13 protein-coding genes are annotated in these 14219 nt (G+C 72.2%); 5 read left to right on the top strand and 8 right to left on the bottom strand.

Features of this window, described 5'->3' with window-relative positions:
• Positions 1–91: 91 nt before the first annotated feature.
• The 8 genes from O7616_RS27835 to O7616_RS27800 form a co-directional block, all read right to left on the bottom strand.
• Positions 92–967 carry an endonuclease/exonuclease/phosphatase family protein gene (locus O7616_RS27835; protein ID WP_282307748.1) on the bottom strand — a complete coding sequence of 292 codons (876 nt, stop codon included), beginning with the start codon at positions 965–967 and terminating at the stop codon, positions 92–94.
• A gap of 198 nt (positions 968–1165) precedes the next feature.
• Positions 1166–1837 (bottom strand): lysophospholipid acyltransferase family protein, encoded by a 672-nt coding sequence (locus O7616_RS27830; protein WP_282304679.1) that lies wholly within the window; start codon positions 1835–1837, stop codon positions 1166–1168.
• A 19-nt stretch (positions 1838–1856) separates the two neighbouring features.
• Positions 1857–2441 carry a TetR/AcrR family transcriptional regulator gene (locus tag O7616_RS27825; RefSeq protein WP_282257509.1) on the bottom strand — a complete coding sequence of 195 codons (585 nt, stop codon included), beginning with the start codon at positions 2439–2441 and terminating at the stop codon, positions 1857–1859.
• Between the two features lie 231 nt (positions 2442–2672).
• The gene (locus tag O7616_RS27820; protein ID WP_282307747.1) at positions 2673–4331 is read right to left on the bottom strand and encodes a bifunctional diguanylate cyclase/phosphodiesterase; all 1659 of its coding nucleotides are present in this window, start codon (positions 4329–4331) and stop codon (positions 2673–2675) included.
• Positions 4332–4410: 79 nt separating this feature from the next.
• Entirely contained in the window at positions 4411–5220 is an 810-nt protein-coding gene (locus tag O7616_RS27815) for an SAM-dependent methyltransferase (protein ID WP_282257510.1), read from the bottom strand.
• 190 nt (positions 5221–5410) lie between these two features.
• Complete coding sequence (locus O7616_RS27810) at positions 5411–6079, bottom strand: response regulator transcription factor (RefSeq protein ID WP_007072219.1); 669 nt, start codon at positions 6077–6079, stop codon at positions 5411–5413.
• Between the two features lie 7 nt (positions 6080–6086).
• Positions 6087–7778: a GAF domain-containing sensor histidine kinase gene (locus tag O7616_RS27805; protein ID WP_282257511.1), complete on the bottom strand. Its 1692-nt coding sequence runs from the start codon at positions 7776–7778 to the stop codon at positions 6087–6089.
• Between the two features lie 14 nt (positions 7779–7792).
• The gene (locus O7616_RS27800) at positions 7793–9607 is read right to left on the bottom strand and encodes a long-chain fatty acid--CoA ligase (protein ID WP_282304678.1); all 1815 of its coding nucleotides are present in this window, start codon (positions 9605–9607) and stop codon (positions 7793–7795) included.
• A gap of 162 nt (positions 9608–9769) precedes the next feature.
• Between O7616_RS27800 and O7616_RS27795 the strand changes: the two genes are divergently transcribed.
• From O7616_RS27795 to O7616_RS27775, 5 genes are all read left to right on the top strand, one after another.
• On the top strand, positions 9770–10225 hold the full coding sequence (locus O7616_RS27795; protein ID WP_282257513.1) for an SRPBCC family protein: 456 nt from the start codon (positions 9770–9772) through the stop codon (positions 10223–10225).
• 31 nt (positions 10226–10256) lie between these two features.
• Complete coding sequence (locus O7616_RS27790) at positions 10257–10961, top strand: hypothetical protein (RefSeq protein WP_282304676.1); 705 nt, start codon at positions 10257–10259, stop codon at positions 10959–10961.
• 74 nt (positions 10962–11035) lie between these two features.
• Positions 11036–11983 carry an ROK family glucokinase gene (locus O7616_RS27785; protein ID WP_282257516.1) on the top strand — a complete coding sequence of 316 codons (948 nt, stop codon included), beginning with the start codon at positions 11036–11038 and terminating at the stop codon, positions 11981–11983.
• Positions 11984–11995: 12 nt separating this feature from the next.
• A complete protein-coding gene (locus tag O7616_RS27780) occupies positions 11996–12688 on the top strand; it encodes an endonuclease/exonuclease/phosphatase family protein (protein ID WP_282304675.1) in 693 nt (230 codons plus the stop codon).
• Positions 12689–12803: 115 nt separating this feature from the next.
• A complete protein-coding gene (locus O7616_RS27775) occupies positions 12804–14213 on the top strand; it encodes an NAD(P)-binding domain-containing protein (RefSeq protein ID WP_282257517.1) in 1410 nt (469 codons plus the stop codon).
• Positions 14214–14219 lie beyond the last annotated feature (6 nt).

Here is a 14219-nt window from a genome sequence, read left to right as displayed (position 1 = left end):
CCCGGGGCGCGAGCCTCCACCGTGGATGGATGTAGGGACCACTCGCGCTCGACTGGCCCCTACATCTCGAACCTGCCCGCGATCGGATCGGTCAGGCGGCGACGGTCACGGTCACCGTTCCGATGACGATCCGATGATCGGAACATGGGCCGCCGCAGCTGGTGGAAATGCTCAGCGAGTCGCCGTCGTAGGCGCCCACTATCTTGTCCTCCCGTACGAAGATCAGATCGATCTTCTTGCCGGGCCCGCACGGACCGGCCGGGGTCCCGTCGTCCTGGGTGTTCTCGCCATAGCCCACGCAGCGTGAATCGCGATCGTCAAGCTCGCGGTGGCTGCCGCTGTTGTTGGAGTTGTTCGCCGTATTGACCGATGACGAATACCACTTGTCCAGGCGGTTGTAGCTGGGCTGGGCGTTGAAGTCACCGGCGATGATCACGGTGTCGCCGGCAGCGTTGAACGCATCCACGTGAGCGCGGACTGCGTCGAGTTGCTGCTGATTGATCGGGCTGCCCCCGATGGTCTCGCTCGACGTGGTGATATGGGTCGTGCAGAACCGGAGGTGTGGTCGGGCCTCAAGCGGGGCGCACAACAGCTTCCGCTTCTCGACGCGGCCGTCGTCCGGCAGGGTGATGCGGTTGGCCGTGCCCATCGGTGCCTTGCTGAAGAGGGCGATGCCGGATTCCTCTCCGCCGCAGCCGGTGTCGTTGGTGCTCTCGAATCGCGAGTAGTTCTCCTCGTCATCGCCCCAGCCGGACGCGCGGAGATTCGCCTGGATCGCCTTGTACTGCCCCCAGCAGAGCTCATTGAGCGCGGCGAGATGCGTCGAGCGGTTCCGGATGGAATTGGAGATCACGTTGATCAGACCGTTGCTCGTGGAGCCGCGGTGCATCGTCCAGCCCGCCACGTTCCAGGTCCAGATGTTGTAGCTGACGTTGGCGGCTGCCGAGCTGACACCGGCACTCGCCAGGAGGACAGTGAGGACGGTCGCGGCCACCAGGGCGCCCTTCAAGATACGCACATTCACCCCCGTTGATTGGCGTTGGACGAATGCTAACGTCCGACCGAGTCCTGTATGGACCCGTCCACCCGGAACCGGGGAAACTCGTGTATCGGGTCCTAACCGGTGTTCCGCCGGGCACGATCAGATGCGTCGACCGGGGCCGGCTCAGGCGGCCGGGTCCTCTCGCCTGGGGGCGTAGCGCGGCACGTACTCCTGGCCGGTCAGCTTCTGGATCGCGGCCATCACCTCGTCGGTGATCGTCCTGATGTCGCGGGGCCCGGTGATCCGGTCGGCGACCGGGATGGGTGGGCCGAACCGCAGCGTGACCGGGTGGCGGCGGGGCAGTCGCGCGTCGACCGGCAGCACCTCGGCGGTGCCGACGACGCCGACCGGGATGATGGGCACCTCGGCGTCGCGGGCCAGCCTGGTCATCCCGACCCGACCCCGGTAGAGCCGTCCGTCGGGGGAGCGGGTGCCCTCCGGGTAGACGGCGACGAGGCCGCCGGAGCGCAGCACCGGTACGGCGGCGTCGAGGGCGCGCAGGGCGGCCCGACCGTCGGCGCGGTCGACCCGGATGGCGCCCATGCCGGCGACGATCCGGCGGTTGAGCCAGCCGCCCGGACCGCGGCCGGTGAAGTACTCCGCCTTGGCCCAGAACGTCACATGTCGGGGCGTCGCGGTGACGAGGAACAACTCGTCGGCGACGGAGAGGTGGTTACCGGCGAGGATCGCGCCGCCGCGACGGGGCAGATGCTCCAGCCCTTCCACGTGAGGCCGCCAGCCTAGACGCAGTGCGGTGCCGACGGTCAGCTTGGTGAGGTCGTACAGCAGGGGCACGTGTCCTCCGGGGTCGGGGTCAGGTGGGGGTCGGGCCGAGGTGGGCGTCGAGCGTGGCGCGCAGCAGGGCGTCGTCGTCGGTGGCGCCGGTGGCCAACGGCAGGCTGCCCCAGGCCCAGAGTTGGGCGATGCCGTGCAGGTTGGCCCAGAGCGCGCCGGCGAGCACCGGCGCGGGCGCGTCGGTCGGTCGGCGTACCTGGGCCACCAGGTCGGCCAGCACGGCGAACAACGGGAGGCTCGTCTCCCGCAGCCGAAGCCGGCCGCTGTCCAGCAGGTCGTGGCGGAACATCAACTCGAACATGCCGCGATGGGCCGCGGCGAAGTCGAGGTACGTCCGGGCCAGCGCGGTCAATCGGGTACGCGGGTCCGGGTCGACGTCGCGCATCGTCTTCTCCACGCGGGCGGTGAGGTCCGCGAAGCCTTCGCGGGCGATGGCGGAGAGCAGGTCGACATGGGTCGGGAAGTAGCGGCGGGGTGCGCCGTGCGAGACGCCGGCCCGACGGGCGATCTCCCGCAGCGACACCGCCGACTGACCCTCGCTCAGCACCAGGTCGACTCCGGCGGCCACCAGTCGCGCCCGCAACCCGGTCTCGTCCACGTCCATAGACACTGTCTACCAGACGCCGTAGACGCTGTCTACGGCGCGATGGTGTCGGTGCCGGTGCGGCGTCCGCAGGTACCTCGTGCCTTACGTCCCCACACCATCAGCGAAGGTGCTGTCTCAGCCGCGCGGGAGACACCAACAAACCTGATGTTGCGCGGATCTTGGCGAGGAAGACGCGCCGCCGACCACGGGGTGGCCCACGGCGGCCCTGCCGGCGCGGGCCCGGACGGGTCAGCGGATGCGGGCCAGGATGCGGTCGGCGGGGGCCGGGCGGCCGAAGTGCCAGCCCTGGGCGGCGTCGCAGCCGATCGCGCGCAGCCGTTCGGCCTGCCCGGCGGTCTCCACCCCCTCGGCGGTGACGGTCAGGTCCAGCGCGTGCGCCAGCGAGACGAGCGAGGCGAGGATCCGTTCGTCGGTACGGCCCACCGACGGCGACCGCAGGCCGGCCACGAACTCCCCGGCCACCTTCAGCTCGGTCACCGGTAGGTCCCGCAGGTACGCCAGGTTGCTGTAACCGGTGCCGAAGTCGTCGATGGCGATGCGCACCCCGAGGTCGGCGAGGACCCGCAGGGCGCGTACCGGCTCCTCGGCGGTGCTCATCATCGTGCTCTCGGTGATCTCCAGTTGCAGCCGCTCCGGAGGCAGGCCGGTCTGGCGCAGCAACGCGCGGACCTCCTGCACCAGCCCTGGCCGGTGCACCTGGCGTACCGCCAGGTTGACGCTGACGAACGGGGCTGCCGCGCCACCGGCGGACCAGGCCTCCGCCTCGCGGCACGCCTCGGCCAGCACCCACCCGCCGAGCTGCACGATCAGGCCGGTCTCCTCGGCCAACCCGATGAAGCTGTCCGGTCGCAGCACCCCGAGCTCCGGGTGCCGCCAGCGGACCAGCGCCTCGACCCCGACCAGGCTGCCGTCGCGCAGTGAGGTCAGTGGCTGGTAGTCGAGGTAGAACTCGCCCCGCTCCAGGGCCGCCGGAATGGCGGCGGACAACGCGTAGCGGGCCAGTTCACGTTGGTTGCGCTCGGCGTCGTAGAGGGCCCAGCGGGCCCCACCGGCGGCCTTCGCCCAGTGCAGGGTGCTGTCGGCGGCGCGCATCAGGTCACTGGGATTGGCCCCGGCCACCTGACGCTCGACGATGCCGATGCTCGCCGAGATCTGCAGCTCGTGCCCGTCCACCAGGGCCGGTGTGCCCACCGCGGCCAGCGCGGTCTCGGCCACCGTCACCATGGAGTCGGTGCCGCCGCTGTGCTCCACCAGGATGACGAACTCGTCGCCGCCGAGCCGGGCCACCAGGTGCTGACCCATGGCCTTGGACAGTCGTTCGGCGACGGTGACCAGCAGTTGGTCGCCCACCTGGTGCCCCAGGGTGTCGTTCACGACCTTGAAGCGGTCCAGATCCAGGAAGCACACCCCGACCCGCTGCGCTCCCCGGCCCGGCTCGTTCAGGGCGGCGGCGAGCCGCTCGGTGAACAGCGTCCGGTTGGGCAGGGCGGTGAGCGGGTCGTGGGTGGCCTGGTGGCGGAACCGGGCCTCGCTGGCCCGCAACGCCCGTTCGGCCTGCGTACGGGCCCTCATCGCCGCCCGGCGGATCGACTCCTGCTCGTCGAGCGTCCGGTCGCGCAGCGCGCGGGCGTAGCCGGTCGCCACGGCCGCGAGCAGCCGGGCCATCCGGTCCTCGACGTCCTCGGCGACCAGACCGAGGTCGCGCACCAGGCGGAGCTGGATGACCTCGACGGTACGCCCGAGCCCCTCCGCGGAGGCGATGTGCGCGGCGACCAGCTCGGCGCCGACCCGGTGCCCGGCACGCACGTCGAACGGCTCGGTCAGCAACGCGCCGGCCAGTTCGCCGGTGAGCCGGTCCAGAAGCGTTTCCAGCTGGGCCTGCGTCATCGGCAGGTAGCTGGTCCCGGAGACCGCCTTGGCCCAGGCGCGGGCGAACGTGCCCGGGTGGGAGGTCACCCCGGGCGGCTCAGCCACCGAGCCGCCCGACACCGCCCATGAAGACCGCGCGTTCGGCGTCCTCGGCGCTCTCCGGAGTGTCCGGTCGCCACTCGGGCACCCAGACCACGCCCGGGTCGAGCAACTCGAACCCGTCGAAGAGCGCGGTCAGCTCGGCGCGGCTGCGCACCCACAGAGGGTTGTCGGTGCGCTGGTAGACCCGCTCCGCCTCGGCCCGTTCGTCCTCGCTGCGGCCGTCGTCGCTGGCCTGCGAGAGCACGAGGTAGCTGCCGGGGGCCAGTGCGTCGCGCAGCGTCCGCAGCAGCTCCGCCGGCCGGTCGTCGTCGGAGACGAAGTGCAGGACGGCGACGACCATCACGGCGACCGGCTCGCTCAGGTCGAGCAGCTTACGGACGTCCGGGTGGGTCAGGATCGCCTCCGGGCGTCGCAGGTCCTCCTGCACCACCACCGCCCGTTCGTTGCCGGCGAGGATCTCGCGGCTGTGCGCCACCGCCACCGGGTCGACGTCCACGTAGACCACCCGCGACTGCGGGTCGAGCCGCTGGGCGATCTCGTGCACGTTGCCGACGGTCGGGATGCCCGAGCCGATGTCCAGGAACTGCCGGATCCCCGCCTCGGCGAGGTGGTGCACGGCCCGGCGCAGGAACGCCCGGTTGGCCTGGGCCATCAGCGGCGCCTCGGGCACCGCCGCGACCATCGCCTGCGCCGCGGCCCGGTCGGCGGCGAAGTTGTGCGAACCACCGAGGTAGTAGTCGTACATCCGGGCCACGCTCGGGCGCTCGATGTCGATGGTGTCGGGTGCCCAGTCCGGCCGCTGCATGCGTCAACCCCTCGAAATCCTCGACGCGGGCGACGTCGCCCGCGCGGGTATTGTGCACCCGCCACGCACGCCAGACCATAGCGCGGCGGAGGTTCCCCGCCGACGTCGGTCGATGCGCGACGGTCCGCGCCGGGCCGAAGCCGGCGCGGACCGTCGAGACATCCCGTCCCGCTCGACGAGCGGGGGCAGGTCAGAACTTGGGCGCGTCCGGTGCCTCGAGCAGGCCGAGCCGGAGCGCGGTCATCAACGCCTGAGCCCGGTTGGCCGCCCCGAGCTTCTCGTAGAGCTTCGAGATGTGCGTCTTGGCCGTGGACTCGCTGACGAACAACTGCTTCGCGATGCCCGCCACGCTCATCCCGTCGGCGAGCAGCCGCAGCACCTGCCCCTCCCGGGGCGACAACTGCGGGCCGGACGGGGCGAGCCGGCGCTTCATCGCCTCGGCCAGGTCGGCGGCCGTGAACGCGCTGGGGGAGGAGGCGGCGTGCCGCGCGGCGGCCACCACCTCGTCGGCCGGGGCGGTCTTCGGCACGAAGGCGCTCGCGCCGGCCTCCAGGGCGCCGAAGAGCTGGTCGTCGCCGGCGTACATGGTCAGCACCACGATGCCCATCGACGCGCTGGACTTGCGCAGCGCGCGGGTGGCCTCCAGGCCGCTGCCGTCGGGCAGCCGCAGATCCATGATCACCACGTCCGGCTGCAGGGCGCCGGCCTGGCGGACCCCCTCCGCCGCCGTGGCCGCCTCACCGACGACCTCGAACTGACGGTCGCGCTCGAAGGCGTGCCGCAGACCCTTGCGAATCAGGTCATGATCGTCGACAAGGAGGACCTTGGTGCGGGTGGCCGGTGTCGGACTTGTGGTCATCCTCGGGTTACTCCCCTTCTGGTGCTGCGCTGTCGCGCACGTTGTCGCGCCGGGACGAGGAACCGAGAACCACCGCCACGGTCGTGCCGCTGGGTTGCCGCGGCCTGATCTCCAACCGGCCCCGGATACGTTCCGCCCTCTCGGCCATGATCGCAAGACCGTACCGTCCGTCGGGGCGCTGGTCAGCCATCCCCTGACCGTCATCCGACACTTCTATTTGCGCGTACGGGGGGTCGACCTCACAGGTGACCCACAAATTCGAGGCTCCGGCGTGCTTGCGAGCGTTGGTCACCGCCTCCTGGGCGATGCGCAGCAACTCGGCCTCGGTGGCCGCCGGCAGCCGGGCGGTGGACTCGTCCAACGACAGGTGTACGCGCAGTCCGCCGGAGGCGCCCACGGTGCGTGCGTACTCGGCGATCGCCGCGGCCAGCCCGCCCTGCCGGTCCACCTCGCTGCGTAGCTCGAAGAGGCTCAGCCGCAGTTCCTGGATCACCCGGGTCACCTCGGCGCGCAGCGTACGCAGGGCCTCGGCGGTCTCGTCCGCGTCGTCGAAGACGGTGGCCATGGCGTTGTCGATGCCGTAGCCGACCATCACCAACTCCTGCGCCACCCCGTCGTGGATCTCCCGGGCCAGCCGCTGCCGTTCCTCGTTGGTGGCCAGCGAACGGACCTCGTCGAACAGCAGCGCCGCCTCCAGCCGCAGCGCGGCCGGGCGGGTCAGCGCCGTCACCCGGGACACCACCGGCGGCGGGTACGCCTGCGCGGCGTCCGCCTCCAGCACCACCAGTCCCACCGTGCGTACCCCGGCGACCAGCGGGACGATCAGCGCGGACACGTCACCGCCGCGGTGCGAGCGCGACTGGGACCGCGCGGCCGTCGTGGCCTGCTGGCTGGCCCACGCGTCGGCGATCGCCGAGTCCGCGTCCAGCGTCGTCTCCCAGTCCACCCGGTCGACGCCGGCCTGGGCGAGCACCACGAGCCGACCGCCGCCGCTGGCCGAGAGCACCGCCCCCCGGTCGGCCTGCGCCACCGTGCGCAACTCCTCCAGGAGGTGCTCGGAGATGCCACCCGGGTCGAGGGTGGCCCCGGGCAGCTGCCGGGCCACCGTCCGCAGTTGGGTCAGCAGGCGGGTGGCCTCGGCGTACGGCTGGGGTTTGCCCTCGCCGCGCACGGCCATGACGCGGTGCAGGGTGCCGGCCGCGTAGAGCCCGAGAGCCGCCAGGATGAGCCACTGCGCGCAGACCGCGAGGTAACCCGGCTGGCTGAGCTGGATCTCGCCGCCGACAGTGGTCAGGGCACCGCTGACCAGCAACGCGGCGGCCGTGACAGCGAGCAGGGCGGAGCCCTCCCGGAAGCGGCGACGCAGCGCGGTGACGGTCACCGGGACCGCCAGGTACGGCAGCATCGCCGAGGCGCCGAGCCCGTCGACGGTGCCGCCGATCGACGCGACCGCCGCCACGTGGCTCGCGGCCAGGCCGAGGACCACCACCTCCGCCACCCTGCTCAGCGGCGCGACCAGCCGGTGCTGGGGGGCCAGCAGGGACGGCAGCCCGGCCACCGCCAGCAACGCGACCCACCACAGCTGGGTGACGTCACGGGTGGCGAACAGGGTCAGGACGGCGATCAACGCCAGCATCACCAGGCGGGCGGCCGCGGCGAGGGGATGCGGGTGCGGTGCGGTGGCTGTGGATGCGGGCACGTGACGGATGGTAGTCAGCCCCGGTAGATATCGGCGATCTCCGCCGCGTACGTCTTGTGGACAACCTGGCGCTTGACCTTGAGCGACGGGGTCAACTCGCCGGTCGCCTCGGTGAAGTCGTGGGGGAGGACCCGGAACACCTTGATCGCCTCGGCCTTGGAGACGGCCTGGTTCGCGGTGTCGATCGCGGCCTGGATCTCCCTGCGCAGGCCCTCGTGCTCGCGCAGTTGCCCGACCGGGGTGTCGGCGGGCATGCCGGCGCCCTCCAGCCAGGCCGGCAGCGCCTCCTCGTCGACCGTGACCAGCGCCGCGATGAACGGCTTGGCGTCACCGACGACGACACACTGACTGATCAACGGGTGCGCCCGGACCAGGTCCTCCAGCACCGCCGGGGCGACGTTCTTGCCACCGGCGGTGACGATCAGCTCCTTCTTGCGGCCGGTGATGCTCAGGTAACCGTCGGCGTCGAGGTTGCCCAGGTCGCCGGTGCGGAACCACCCGTCGGAGCTGATCGTCTCGGCGGTCGCCGTCTCGTTGCGCCAGTAGCCCTGGAAGACCAACTCGCCGGAGATCAGGATCTCGCCGTCGTCCTCGATGCGGACGGTCACGCCGGGCAGCGGGCGGCCGACGGTGCCGATCCGGGTGCCGGTGGGCAGGTTCGCCGCGGCGGCGGGCGAGGTCTCGGTGAGGCCGTAGCCCTCCAGGACCGTCACGCCGATGCCCCGGAAGAAGTGACCGAGCCGGGCGCCGAGCGGCGCGCCGCCGGAGATCGCGTCCCGGCACCGTCCGCCGAGCGCGGCGCGCAGCTTGCGGTAGACCAGCCGGTCGAAGACCGCGTGCTGGGCGCGCAGGGCCAGGCCGGGGCCGCCCCGGGTCTCCAGAGCCTCGCTGTACGCGATGGCGACCTGCTCCGCGCGGGCGAAGATGCCGCCCTTGCCGTCCGCCTCGGCCTTCTGCTTGGCCCCGTTGTAGACCTTCTCGAACACCCGGGGTACGGAGAGCACGAAGGTCGGCCGGAACGCCTGCAACTCGGCGACCAGGTTCTTGGTGTCGGCGCAGTGCGCCATGGTGGCCCGCGCCTGGACGACGCCGATCTGGATGAGCCGGGCGAAGGCGTGCGCCAGGGGGAGGAACAGCAGGGTGGACGCGCCGGCGTTGAACAGGTTCGGCAGCACCGGCACCGCGTTGGCGACGTCGGCGTACATGTTGCGGTGGGTGAGCACGCAGCCCTTGGGCCGGCCGGTGGTGCCGCTGGTGTAGATGATCGTGGCGAGGTCGTCGGCGCGGACGGCCTTGCGTCGCCGCTCGACCTCGGCCGGCTCGACCTCGGCGCCGGTCGTGACCAGCTCGCCGACCGCGCCGCCGTCGATCTGCCAGACGTGGTTCAGCTCGGGCAGCCGGTGCCGGACGCCGGCGACCAGGTCGGCGTGCGCCTCCGTCTCCACCACGACGCCCACCGCGTTGGAGTCTTCGAGGATCCACGCGGCCTGTTCGGCGCTGGACGTCTCGTAGATCGGCACGGTGACCGCGCCGACGGCCCAGATGGCGTAGTCCAGCAGCGTCCACTCGTAGCGGGTGCGGCTCATCAGGCCGACCCGGACGCCCGGCTCGATGCCGGCGGCGACCAGCCCGCGGGCCACGGCGGCCACCTCGTCGCGGAACTGGAGGCAGGTCACGTCGGTCCAGGTGGTGACGGTGCCGTCGGCGTGCGGGACGGGGCGGGCGAACTGGACGGCGTCGGGCGCGACCTCGGCGTTGTCCCAGACCGGATCGGTGAGGTTGGCCGCGTCGCCAACGGTGACGATCGGCGGGACGGAGAACTCGCGCACCTGCACTCCTTCGTGCTCGCACTGGCCGGGCCGGACGCCACGGCGGGCGTCGGTTGTGTCGAAACCTACCCGGTGAGCTAGGGCACCCGGTCAACGGCCGGTGCCGGACACCGCCGGGGGCGGCGCGGCGTGCCGGCGGTGCGCTCCGGGTAGCCTCCCCCCATGGCGGACTCCTCCACCCAGTCGATCATCATCGGCGCCGCACCGGACCGGGTGACGGCGGTCATCTGCGACTTCGCGCGCTACCCCGAGTGGACCGACGCGGTGCGCCGCGCCGAGGTCGTCGAGGAGTACGAGGACGGCTACGCCAGCCAGGTGCGCTTCACCATCGACGCCGGGGTGATGGCCGACGAGTACGTGCTCGCCTACGAGTACGCCGAGGACCTGTCCCGGATCGAGTGGCACCTGGTCGCCCCCTCGAAGATGCAGAAGAGCCAGCGCGGTTCGTACGACCTGGTGGGCAACCCGGACGGCAGCACCACGGTGACCTACACCCTGGAGGTCGACCTGTCGGTGGGGATGCTCGGGATGTTTCGGCGCAAAGCCGAGAAGATGATCATGGACACCGCGTTGAAGCAGCTCAAGCGCCGGGTAGAAGCAACAGGTGCGGCGCAGTGACGTGTCCGGTGGCACGGTAGAGGAGCCGAGGGTGGGCGGAACGGATCCGGGTTCGGCCCGGGAAGAGGCGGAGCGGCTGGTCGCCACCCTGCTCGCGGGGGCGCGACTGGCCTCCGCGGGCTCGGCGGGCGGCGGGCTCGGCTCCCTGGGCGGGGTGCTGGCCGGTGTCCTCGGTCACAGTGGCGGCCCGGACAGGCGTCCCGGCTCCGGTGGCGCTTTCGCCACCGGATCGCCCGAATGCTGCGTCTGCCCGGTCTGTCGGGGCATCGCCGCGTTGCGTGACCCGAGTCCGGAATTCGCCGAACGTCTCGCGACCGGCGCCGGGGACCTCGCGGCGGGCGTCGCCAGCCTGCTCCGCGCGTTCTCCCCGCCGGAGTCGCCCTCGGCGAACCCCGCCGAGTCGACGACCGAACCACCTACCCGGACGTCGCCGGCACCCACCGCGAGCACCGACGACGTGCTGCCGGAGCCGACCGTCGGCGAGCCGTCGGCCGCGGCCGACGACGAGCACGTGTGGCGCGATGCCACCCGCACCGGGCATGATTCTCAGCCGGCGCCGGAACGGGATGTCTGGTCGGTCGCCACCCGGACGGCGAATCCACTCGCCCCGGCCGCCGCACCACCCGTCGACGAGGCCGGGTCGGCGACCGTACCGGCACCGACCACCCGTCCCGTGGTGCCCGCCTCGCGGGTGCCCGACGACTCCGACGCGGAAGCATCGGGCGACGGCGCCTGAAGCGCGGGACATCCCGACCCGGACCGGCACGCCGCCGGGCGCGGGCCGGACAGCAGCAGAGGGGGGCGGCAGCGGTGACGCTGACCATCGGAGTCGACGTCGGTGGCACGAAGGTGGCCGGCGGTGTCGTGGACGAGACCGGCACGGTCCTCGTACAGACCCGACGGGACACTCCCGCCGATGACGTCGGCAAGACCCGCGACGTCATCATCGACCTGGTCGCGGAGCTGGCCGCGGGCCGGACGATCGAGGCCGTCGGGATCGGCGCGGCCGGCTGGATCGACGCCAGTCGGTCGACGGTGCTCTTCGCCCCCAACCTGGCCTGGCGCGACGAACCGCTGCGCGAGTACGTCGGCAAGGCCACCGGGCTTCCGGTGATCGTGGAGAACGACGGGAACGTGGCCGCCTGGGCCGAGTTCCGGTACGGCGCGGCCCGCGCCGCCGACGACTCCATGATCATGTTCACCATCGGCACCGGCGTGGGCGGCGGCGTCGTCCTCGGCGGCGAGCTGATGCGCGGGGCGCACGGCATCGCCGCCGAACTGGGCCACATGCTGGCGGTTCCGGACGGGCACCAGTGCGGCTGCGGCCGGCTGGGCTGCATCGAGCAGTACGCCAGCGGCAGTGCCCTGGTGCGCTTCGCCCGCGCCGGCGCCCGCCAGGAGCCCAACCGGGCCACCGCGCTGCTGGAGTTGGCCGGCGGTGAGGCCGAGGCGATCACCGGTCCGATGGTGACCGCCGCCGCCCAGGACGGCGACCCGATCTCCGCCGAGGCGTTCGCGCAGATCGGTCGGTGGTTGGGCACCAGCCTCGCCGACATGGCGCAGATCCTCGACCCGCAGACCCTGGTGGTCGGCGGCGGTGTGATCGACGCCGGTGACCTGCTGCTCGGCCCGACGCGCCGCTCGTACGTCGACGCGCTCGCCCAGCGTGGTCGCCTGCCGGTGGCCGAGGTGCTCCCGGCGGAGCTGGGCAACAGCGCAGGCGTGATCGGCGCCGCCGACCTGGCCCGCCGGATCTGAGGCGGTCCACCGATGGGCGTGCCGCTGCGGGTGGTGTCGTACAACATCCACAGCCAGCGAGACGACACCGCCGCGCTGGCGGCGGTGGTCCGGGCCGCGAAGCCGGACGTGGTGATCGTGCAGGAGGGGCCACGCCGGTTCCGGTGGCGGCAGAAGTCCGCCATGTTGGCCGAGTCGTTCGGCCTGGTGGTCGCCGCCGGTGGGCTGCCGGCGCTGGGCAACCTGCTGTTGACCAGCCTGCGGGTCCAGGTGCAGGCCACCCGGTGCCAACGCTTCCCGCTCACCCCCGGCCGGCACCTGCGCGGCGCCGCGTACGCCGACTGCCGGGTGGCCGGCGCCCGGTTCACCCTCGCCGGCTCGCACCTGTCCACCGACCCGGCCGAACGGCCGGCGCAGGCCGCCGAGTTCAAGCGGGGCCTCGACGCGGCGACCAGCCCGGTCCTGGCCGGGGCGGACCTCAACGAGGGCCCGGACGGCCCGGCCTGGGCGACCGTGTCGAGCGGATTGACCGACGCCGCGGTGGCGGCCGACCGGGCGGACCGGCTCACCTACTCCTGCCGCGAACCGCGCCGACGCATCGACGCGCTCTTCGTCGACCCGCGGATCAGCGTGGTCGACTACGACGTGGTGGACACTCCGCAGACCCGCCGCGCCAGCGACCACTTCCCGGTGCTGGTCGACCTGCTGCTGCCCGCCGTCGACTGACCCCGGCGTCGGCGCGACAGCCGATGTCGGCACGGCGGGACTGGACATCCGGCGTCGTTGTGGAGAGGATTTCGCGGCGACCGGCACGCCTGCCGTACCAAAAGGAGATGTTTCGGTGTCCACCTCCACCGACCACGGCCGGCCCGATCCGGAGGCGATCCCGTCGGCGCTGAGCAGCGGCGACGGTCACCCGGTCTCCGACCGGGGCGAGACGGTCTGCGTCATCGGGGCCGGGGCCAGCGGCCTGACGGCCATCAAGAACCTGCGTGAGCACGGGTTCGGCGTGGACTGTTACGAGCGGGAGACCGGCGTCGGCGGCGCCTGGAACTGGCGGCACGACCGCAGCCCGGTGTACGCCAGCACCCACCTGATCTCGTCGAAGCCGTTCACCCAGTTCCCCGACTTCCCGATGCCGGACTCCTGGCCGGACTACCCGCACCACAGTCAGCTGCTGTCCTACTTCGAGCGGTACGCCGACCACTTCGACCTGCGCTCGCACATCTGGTTCGGCACCGAGGTCGTCCGGGTCGAGCCCGCTCCCGGGGAGCGGTGGGACGTGACCACCCGCTCCACCGGCGGGTACGGCCCGGAGCGCACCTCCCGGTACGCCGCGGTGGTGATCGCCAACGGTCACAACTGGTCGCCGAAGCTGCCCCGCTACGAGGGGCTGGAGGAGTTCCGCGGCGAGATCATGCACGCCTCGTCCTACAAGGACCCGGCGCAGTTGCGCGGCAAGCGGGTGCTGGTGGTCGGTGCCGGCAACACCGGGTGCGACATCGCCGTCGAGGCCGCCCAGCAGGCGTCGCGCTGCTGGCACTCCACCCGGCGCGGCTACTGGTACGCACCGAAGTACGTGCTGGGCCGCCCCGCCGACCAGATCAACGACAGGTTGCTGGCGCTGCGGGTGCCGCTGCGGGTGCGGCAGTGGCTCTACCACTGGACGCTGCGGCTGACCGTGGGCGACCTGACCCGCTTCGGCCTGCCCAAGCCCGACCACCGCGTGTACGAGACGCACCCGATCGCCAACAGCCAGCTCGTCTACTACGTGGGCCACGGTGGGATCGGCCCGGTGCCGGACATCGCCCGGTTCCACCCGTACGCCGTGGAGTTGGCCGACGGCCGCGAGATCGACCCCGAGGTGGTCATCTTCGCCACCGGCTACCTGCCGCGCTTCGAGTTCCTCGACGCGTCGGTGTTCGGCGACAGCGCGGGGGCGGGTCGGCCCACCCTGTGGCTCAACGCGTTCACCCCGGGGCACCCGACGCTGGCGGTCGCCGGCCTGGTCCAGCCGGATTCCGGGTTGTTCACCCTGTCGCACTGGCAGACGGTGCTCTTCGCCCGGGTGCTCCAGGCCCGCCGGGACCGGCCGGAGCGGGCCGCCGCGTTCGCCCAGCGGGTGCGGGAGCGGGCCGGGGAACGCTACTCCGGGCAGGTCAAGGAGAGCAGCCGGCACTGGTTCGAGGTCGGCCACGCCGACTACCTGCGCGCCGTCCAGCGCGCCCTAGTCGACCTGGAGGGCAAGTGACCGAGC

The sequence above is a fragment of the Micromonospora sp. WMMD964 genome (assembly GCF_029581455.1).
In the GTDB taxonomy this organism is placed as follows: Bacteria; Actinomycetota; Actinomycetes; order Mycobacteriales; family Micromonosporaceae; genus Micromonospora.
The sequence above is the reverse complement of the archived record's forward strand: the minus strand, read 5'-3'. Positions and strand labels throughout refer to the sequence as shown.